Origin of the sequence: Lapillicoccus sp. (genome assembly GCF_025353065.1) — a bacterium.
Lineage (GTDB): Bacteria > Actinomycetota > Actinomycetes > Actinomycetales > Dermatophilaceae > Lapillicoccus.
In genome coordinates this window covers 1-8031 of record NZ_JANXRJ010000269.1, presented here as the reverse complement: position 1 = coordinate 8031, position 8031 = coordinate 1, and the positions used below count along the sequence as shown (strand labels likewise).

General features: G+C 70.3%; 7 protein-coding genes. 5 read left to right on the top strand and 2 right to left on the bottom strand.

The features are described from left to right. Positions 1-638: DNA ligase (locus Q0R63_RS19580; RefSeq protein ID WP_295701140.1), on the bottom strand; the 638-nt coding region annotated here is incomplete at its 3' end. 171 nt (positions 639-809) lie between these two features. Between Q0R63_RS19580 and Q0R63_RS19575 the strand changes: the two genes are divergently transcribed. The 4 genes from Q0R63_RS19575 to Q0R63_RS19560 all read left to right on the top strand — a co-directional run bounded on the left by Q0R63_RS19575 (position 810) and on the right by Q0R63_RS19560 (position 4163). Further along, complete coding sequence (locus tag Q0R63_RS19575; RefSeq protein WP_295701137.1) at positions 810-1778, top strand: Ku protein; 969 nt, start codon at positions 810-812, stop codon at positions 1776-1778. Next, a complete protein-coding gene (locus Q0R63_RS19570; protein ID WP_295701134.1) occupies positions 1779-2849 on the top strand; it encodes a DNA-formamidopyrimidine glycosylase family protein in 1071 nt (356 codons plus the stop codon). It abuts the gene before it with no gap. Positions 2850-2996: 147 nt separating this feature from the next. Beyond that, entirely contained in the window at positions 2997-3266 is a 270-nt protein-coding gene (locus Q0R63_RS19565; protein WP_295701133.1) for a hypothetical protein, read from the top strand. A gap of 114 nt (positions 3267-3380) precedes the next feature. After that, a complete protein-coding gene (locus Q0R63_RS19560) occupies positions 3381-4163 on the top strand; it encodes a DUF899 family protein (RefSeq protein ID WP_295701130.1) in 783 nt (260 codons plus the stop codon). Positions 4164-4204: 41 nt separating this feature from the next. Here Q0R63_RS19560 and Q0R63_RS19555 read toward each other — a convergent pair whose 3' ends face one another. Further along, the gene (locus tag Q0R63_RS19555; RefSeq protein ID WP_295701128.1) at positions 4205-5539 is read right to left on the bottom strand and encodes a cytochrome P450; all 1335 of its coding nucleotides are present in this window, start codon (positions 5537-5539) and stop codon (positions 4205-4207) included. Positions 5540-5867: 328 nt separating this feature from the next. On the opposite strand from Q0R63_RS19555, the gene Q0R63_RS19550 reads away from it, so the two are divergent. Then, positions 5868-8031, top strand: a 2164-nt coding sequence (locus tag Q0R63_RS19550) for an ATP-dependent Clp protease ATP-binding subunit (protein ID WP_295701126.1), incomplete at its 3' end; no start/stop codon positions are given.

Genomic DNA, 8031 nt, shown 5'->3' with positions numbered 1-8031 from the left:
ACCGCGCCGAGCCGGTCGCTCGCCTTCTCGGGCATCCAGCCGCCGATGACGACGGACACCGAGGTGCGGTGGGGGAGCTTCTGCCAGTCCTCGCTGCGGGCGCCGGGGACGTAGCGGGAGGACCGACGCTTGCTGACGATCCCCTCGAGGCCCTGCTCGAGGGTGGCGGCGTGCAGCACGTGCCCGTCGGTGAAGGTCGAAGGCACCTGCCAGTGCGTGCCGGTGAGCTCGAGCCGCTCGAGGGTGGCCCGCCGGTCGTCCCAGGGGCGGGGCATGAGGTCGACGCCGTAGAGGCGCAGCAGGTCGAAGGTCATCAGCGTGACGGGGTTGCGGGTCGCGAGCACTGCCGCCTTCTTCGCGCTGGTGACGTGGAAGCGCTCCGCCAGGGCCTGGAACGACGGTATGCCGTGCTTCAGCGCCACGATCTCGCCGTCGAGGAGCATGTCCTCGAAGGTCTCGGTCAGGCCGGCCAGCTCCGGGAAGGCCACGGTGACGTCGCGCTCGCTCCGGGAGGACAGCCTCAGGCCCCGGTCGGTGGAGACGTCGGCGAGGATCCGCATCCCGTCCCACTTGACCTCGTGGACCCAGCCGTCACCCGCCGGCACGAACGGCGACGGGGAGGCGAGCATGGGGCGCATGACCCCATCCTGACCCAGCGGCCCCGTGACCTGCCAAAGAATCACCTTCTGGGAACCGCCGAAGGTGATTCTCTGGCAGGTCACGGGGCGAGGTGTTGTGGGGTGTCAGGGGCGTGGGGGATGCTTGGGCCCACTGTCAGCCACTGTGACGTCCGGGAAGGGTGAGCACCGATGCCTCGCGCGATGTGGAAGGGCGCCGTCTCGTTCGGGCTCGTCAACGTGCCCGTCAAGCTCTACTCGGCGACGGAGGACCACGACATCTCCTTCCGTCAGGTCCACCGGGAGGACGGCGGCCAGATCCGCTACAAGCGGGTCTGCTCCGTGGACGGCGAGGAGGTGTCCTACGACGACATCGCCAAGGGCTACCAGACCGAGGACGGCCAGATGGTGGTCATCACCGACGACGACCTCAAGCAGCTGCCCAATCAGAGCAGCAAGGAGATCGCGGTCGAGAAGTTCGTGCCGAGCGACCAGATCGACCCCCTGCTGCTGGACAAGCCCTACTACCTCGAGCCGGAGAAGGGCGCGGGCAAGGCCTACGCCCTGCTGCGCGACGCGCTCGAGTCGGCCGACCGGATGGCGCTGGTCACGGTCTCGATCCGCAGCCGGATGAACATGGCGGTGCTGCGGGTGCGGGACGGCGTCATCGTGCTGCAGACGATGCTGTGGCCCGACGAGGTCCGCTCGGCGGAGTTCGCCAACCTCGGCGACGTCGGCAGCGCAACCGAGCGCGAGCTCTCCATGGCGACGATGCTCATCGAGTCGCTGGCCGGCGACTACGACCCGGAGGAGTTCGAGGACGGCTACGCCCAGGCCGTCGAGGCGATGGTCGAGGCCAAGCTCGCCGGCGGCGAGGTCAAGGCCGCCCCGGCGGCGAAGGACGGGTCCGGCGAGGTCGTCGACCTGCTCGAGGCGTTGCAGCGCTCGGTCGACAAGGCCAAGGCGTCGAGGGGCGAGCCGGTGACGAAGAAGCCTGCGGCATTGCCAGACTCGGGGGACGCGGACACGGCTGAGGACGATCTCGCGCCGGAGTCGGGGGACAAACCTGCGGCCCGCAAGTCCGCTGCGAAGAGGACGGCCGCCAAGAAGACGGCCGCAAAGGCCGCCACCAAGAAGACCGCCGCGAAGAAGGCCAGCTGAGTGCCCGAAGGTCATACGCTGCACCGTCTGGCGCAGGCGCTGGACACGGCTTTCGCCGGCACCCGTCCCTCCGCGGCCTCACCCCAGGGACGGTTCGAGGACGGCGCCGCGCTGCTCGACGGCCGTGAGGTCATCGCGGCCTCGGCGTGGGGCAAGCACCTGTTCATGGAGTTCGCCGGCGACCAGTGGCTCAACGTCCACCTCGGTCTCATCGGCAAGTTCAGCGTCGCGAGCTACGACCTCGAGCGCGACGGCGTGCCCCCCGTGCGGGGCCAGGTCCGCCTCAGGCTCCTCACCACCACCCACGTCGCCGACCTGCGCGGCGCTATCGTCTCCCAGGTCGTGACCCCGGACCAGGTCGACGACATCGTCGCGCGCCTCGGGCCGGATCCCCTGCGCACAGAACAGGATCCGGATCGCGCCTGGGCGCGGATCAGCAAGTCGGGCCGGTCCTTCGCCGAGCTCCTGATGGACCAGTCGATCCTCGCGGGCGTCGGCAACGTCTACCGCTGCGAGGTGCTCTTCCGGCACCGCATCGACCCCTTCCGGCCGGGCAAGGAGATCCGGCGCCAGACCTGGCAGCTGGTCTGGGACGACCTCGTGCGGCTGATGCCGTTGGGGGTCGCCTTCAACCAGATCATCACCATGGAGGACCAGGTCGAGAAGGCCGAGCTCCGCGTCGCGCAGGGCCGCGTGCCCGAGCTGGCGGTGGTGGACACCGACTCCGCCCGCCGCGCCCGGCCCGGCCCGGCCGGCGTCCTCGCCGCCGCGGTCGCGGCCGTGGTTGGCGACGAACGGGCCGCCGATCTCGCCGACGAGAGCGACGAGGGGGACGTCGACGAGATCGACGATGACGAACCCGAGGACGAGACGCCCGCGTCCTCGCGCTTCGCCGGCGTCACGCGCGGGCCGAGGGTCTCCGGCACCTCGCGCCGAGGGGGCTTCCGCCGGAAGTATGCCGTCTACCGGCGCCAGGGCGAACCCTGCCGGGTGTGCGGCAGCAAGATCCGCACCAAGGTCGTCGCCGGTCGCAACATGTTCTGGTGCGGCCGCTGCCAGCGCCGGCGCTGACGCCCGGTCGTTGACCGCTCGCCGGGAGCGTTGACCCCCTCGGAGGGGGCTCAACGCTCCCAGCCGCCCGTCGGCGGTCCGCACTGTCGGCCTCGCCTGACCTCACGGCCGCCACGGGAGCCGCCACGCGGCATACAGTCGGGCGGCATGAGCAGGGAATCCGACCTCGAGCAGCTGCGGGACCAGGCTTCGGCGGCGTATGCCGCGGGTCAGTCCGTCTTCGTCGTCCGACTGGCGGCGGGCCTCTGGGGGACCCCCGGAAAGGGGGCGATGGAGCCGTGGGGCGAGAGCGTCAGCGCCGTCGAGTCGGTGGGGTGGCGGCTCGCGGAGTGGACGGTGACGACCGATACGAGCGGGCACTTCAATGCCTTCCCGCTGTTCCGGCGAGGGGTGCCGCAGGACGCGATCCGGGGCTGAGGGCCCGAGTCGCTGCGCCGACGGCGATGAGTTCCTCGTCTGTTGCGAGTCTTCTTCTTCGGGCGTCCCCCACCTCGGACGCCGCTGCCCCGCCCAAGACACCACGGAGGACCCATGACGACCACGACGGACGACCCGACCACCACACCGACGGGCCGGCCGCCCGTCGTCGACCTGGCCACCTGGCAGGTCGCCCGCGACGAGCTCCTCGTCCGCGAGAAGGCCCACACCCGCGAAGGTGACGTCCTCGCCGCGGCCCGCCGCCGGCTGCCGATGGTGGAGGTCGACGGGAGTGTCGAGGTCGTCGGACCGGCGGGCCCGGTCCCGTTCGTCGACCTGTTCGAGGGCCGCGACGAGCTGCTCGTCTACCAGCACATGTGGCACGCCGGCGCCCCGCACCAGGGGCAGTGCGAGGGCTGCACCGTCACGGCCTGGCACCTCAGGGAGGCCGCCTACCTCAACGCCCGCGGCGTCTCGTTCGCCATCCTCACCCCGGGTCGCTGGGACGAGGTGGCCGCCTTCGTCGGGTTCATGGGCTACACCCAGCCGTGGTTCTCGGTGCGTGACGTCGATGCCCCGATCGGGGGCGAGATGGGCAACCTCGCCTGCTTCCTGCGCGACGGCGACCGCGTGTTCCTGACCTACTCCACGACGGGACGGGGCACCGAGGTGGCCTCGCCGTCCTTCGCCCTGCTCGACCTGACTCCCTACGGTCGCGGCGAGGCGTGGCAGGAGACCCCCGAGGGCTGGCCGGAGGGGCAGGGTCCGTGCTGGTACTGGCGCACGGACGTGGACGGGCAATGCACGTGGGGCCCCACCGGACGCCCGACGCCCCAGTGGACCCGCCCCGATGCGACCCCGGAGACGACCCTCGGCCGGCACGGCGACCACGGGTAGGCACGGCGACCACGGGTGGGAGCGAACACCGGGTGGTCGGGTCAGGCGGGCTCGCGCACCGACGCGGTGAGACGGACCGGCATCGCGTCGTAGCCGCGCAGCACCCGGGTGGGGCGCCGGTGCGGGACGCCCACCGGGGTGATGTCGGGGAAGCGGTCGAAGAGCGCCTTCAGCGCGACCTCGCCCTCCATCTCGGCGAGCCCGGCGCCGAGGCAGTAGTGGGCGCCGCTGGAGAAGGCCAGGTGGGCGCCCGCGTCGACCCGCGTGACGTCGAACCGTTGGGCGTCGGCGAACACGGCGGGGTCGCGGTTGGCGGCCCCGAGCACCATGATGACCAGCTGGCCCGCCGGGACGTGCTCGCCGGCCACGACCGTGTCGCGATGGGCGACCCGCGCCGTGCGCTGGACCGGGGACTCGTAGCGCAGCACCTCGGAGACGGCCTGCGGCCACAGGCCGGGGTCCGCCTGCAGGAGGGCGAGCTGCTCGGTGTGGGTGGTGAGCAGCATGACGGCGTTGCCGATGAGGTTGACCGTGGTCTCGAACCCGGCGGCCAGCAGGAGGACGGCCACGGACGCCAGCTCGGTGTCCGTCAGCGCGCCCTTCTCGTCGCGCGCGAGGACGAGGTCGGAGAGGATGTCCTGTCCGGGCACCGGCCCGCGCCGGCGCACGTTGTCGAAGTGACCCCGCATCCACGTGTCGAGCGCACGGAGGTCGGCTTCGGACCGGCGGAACTCGGAGTAGGTCACCCCGGGGTCGATCGAGAGCGCGGCACCCGCGCCCCAGGCCAGGAACTGGCCGCGCATCTCGACCGGAGCACCGAGCATCTCGGCGATCACCGTCGCGGGCAGGAGGCTCGCGTAGTCGGCGACCAGGTCGGCGGCATCCCCCTTCGCGGCCATCGTGTCCAGCAGCTCGGCGGCGATCTGCGCGGTGCGCTCCCGGAGCTGCGCGACCGCGCGGGCGGTGAAGGCCCGGGTGACGAGCTTGCGCATGCGGGTGTGGTCGGGCGCGTCGACCGCGAGCATCGACGGCGGTTCGACCGGGCCGACGGGCCCCGGGCCGGCCAGCAGGGCGAGCCGGGTGAGCAGCGGCGGGGTCTGCCCGTCGTGGCCGCCGATCACACCGAAGTCGGAGCTGCGCAGGATCGCGGTGCAGAGATCGTGGTCATGAGCCACCCAGACGGGGCCGTTGGGCACGAACCGGCTCTGGGCCCGCATCTGCTCGTATGCCGGGAAGGGGTCGGCCACGAGCGCCGGCTCGGTCATCAGCCGGGCGGCCAGGTTGCCGGCCCGGGCGCCCCGCCGGGCGCCGAAGCGGACGATCCCGTGACGCAGGGCCCAGCGCAGGCGTCGTCGGGGGGAGGAGGTGAGATCCATGGCGAAAACTTACCTTCGGTAAGTTGGGCTTGTCGAGACCTTCAGGAGGTTCACCGGCTGCGCCCGGGGGTAATGCCGTGGTAGCAGCGCAGACGTAGGCTGGAGGTCGGTCCTCAGGGTTCATCGTGCCGGTCTCCCGGAACGGTGTGGACTGTTCGCCTTGGGCGAAATTGAGCGTCACCGACTCAAGGAAGGGAACAGGGCGGCATACGGGGTCGTTGCTCAGGTCGACGTGCACCGCTTCGGACAACTGCCCGAAACGGCGATAGCACTGACAGGCGTCACGGATACCATCGAGGTGTCACGACAGAGGTAGGGAGCTTTGGCCATGTTCGAACGGTTCACAGATCGGGCCCGACGGGTCGTGGTGCTCGCGCAGGAAGAAGCGCGGATGCTCAACCACAACTACATCGGCACCGAGCACATCCTGCTGGGGCTCATCCACGAGGGCGAGGGTCTGGCCGCCAAGGCGCTCGAGAACCTCGACATCTCCCTCGGCGCGGTCCGTGAGCAGGTGCAGGACATCATCGGCCAGGGGCAGCAGGCCCCGACCGGTCACATCCCCTTCACACCGCGGGCGAAGAAGGTGCTCGAGTACTCCCTCCGCGAGGGACTGCAGCTCGGGCACACCTACATCGGCACCGAGCACATCCTCCTCGGCCTGATCCGCGAGGGCGAGGGCGTCGCCGCCCAGGTCCTCGTCAAGCTCGGCGCCGACCTCAACAAGGTCCGCCAGCAGGTCATCCAGCTCCTCGCGGGCTACCAGGGTGGCCAGGGCGAGAAGGCCGGCGCGGGCGTCGGTTCGGGCCAGCAGGCCGAGGGCACCCCCGCCGGGTCCCTGGTGCTCGACCAGTTCGGTCGCAACCTCACGCAGGCGGCCCGCGAGGGCAAGCTCGACCCGGTCATCGGGCGTGAGAAGGAGATCGAGCGCGTCATGCAGGTGCTCTCGCGACGCACCAAGAACAACCCTGTCCTCATCGGGGAGCCCGGCGTCGGCAAGACCGCCGTCGTCGAGGGCCTCGCCCAGGACATCGTGCGCGGTCAGGTGCCGGAGACCCTCAAGGACAAGCAGCTCTACACGCTCGACCTCGGCGCGCTGGTCGCCGGCAGCCGCTACCGCGGTGACTTCGAGGAGCGCCTGAAGAAGGTGCTCAAGGAGATCCGCACCCGCGGCGACCTCATCATCTTCATCGACGAGATCCACACCCTCGTCGGCGCAGGTGCCGCCGAGGGCGCCATCGACGCCGCGAGCATCCTCAAGCCGATGCTCGCCCGTGGAGAGCTCCAGACCATCGGCGCGACCACGCTCGACGAGTACCGCAAGCACATCGAGAAGGACTCGGCGCTCGAGCGTCGGTTCCAGCCGATCCAGGTGGCCGAGCCGACGCTCGCCCACACGATCGAGATCCTCAAGGGCCTGCGCGACCGCTACGAGGCCCACCACCGGGTGTCCATCACCGACGGCGCCCTCGTGAGTGCGGCCAACCTCGCCGACCGTTACATCAACGACCGCTTCCTGCCCGACAAGGCGATCGACCTCATCGACGAGGCGGGTGCGCGGTTGCGGATCCGCCGGATGACCGCGCCGCCGGACCTGCGCGAGTTCGACGAGAAGATCGCGGTGGTGCGCCGTCAGAAGGAGGCCGCCATCGACGGTCAGGACTTCGAGAAGGCCGCTTCCCTGCGCGACGACGAGAAGACCCTCGTCGGCCAGCGTGCGGAACGCGAGACCCAGTGGAAGTCCGGCGACATGGACGTCGTCGCCGAGGTCGACGAGGAGCTGATCGCCGAGGTGCTCGCCGCCTCGACCGGCATCCCCGTCTTCAAGCTGACCGAGGAGGAGTCCAGCCGCCTGCTCAACATGGAGGCCGAGCTCCACAAGCGCATCGTCGGCATGGACGACGCCGTCAAGGCGCTTTCCCAGGCGATCCGCCGCACCCGCGCCGGTCTGAAGGACCCGCGCCGTCCGGGTGGCTCGTTCATCTTCGCCGGCCCCACGGGCGTCGGCAAGACCGAGCTGGCCAAGACGCTCGCCGAGTTCCTGTTCGGCGACGAGGACAGCCTCATCCAGCTCGACATGTCGGAGTACTCCGAGAAGCACACGGTCTCGCGGCTGTTCGGCTCGCCTCCCGGTTACGTCGGCTACGAAGAGGGCGGCCAGCTCACCGAGAAGGTGCGCCGCAAGCCGTTCTCCGTCGTCCTCTTCGACGAGGTCGAGAAGGCCCACCCCGACATCTTCAACACGCTCCTCCAGGTGCTCGAGGACGGCCGACTCACCGACTCGCAGGGTCGGATGGTCGACTTCAAGAACACCGTCATCATCATGACGACCAACCTCGGCACGAGGGACATCTCCAAGGGCAGCCTCGGCTTCTCCTCGGGCCCGGACACCAAGTCCGAGTACGACCGGATGAAGAACAAGGTCCAGGACGAGCTCAAGCAGCACTTCCGCCCCGAGTTCCTCAACCGCGTGGACGACATCATCGTCTTCC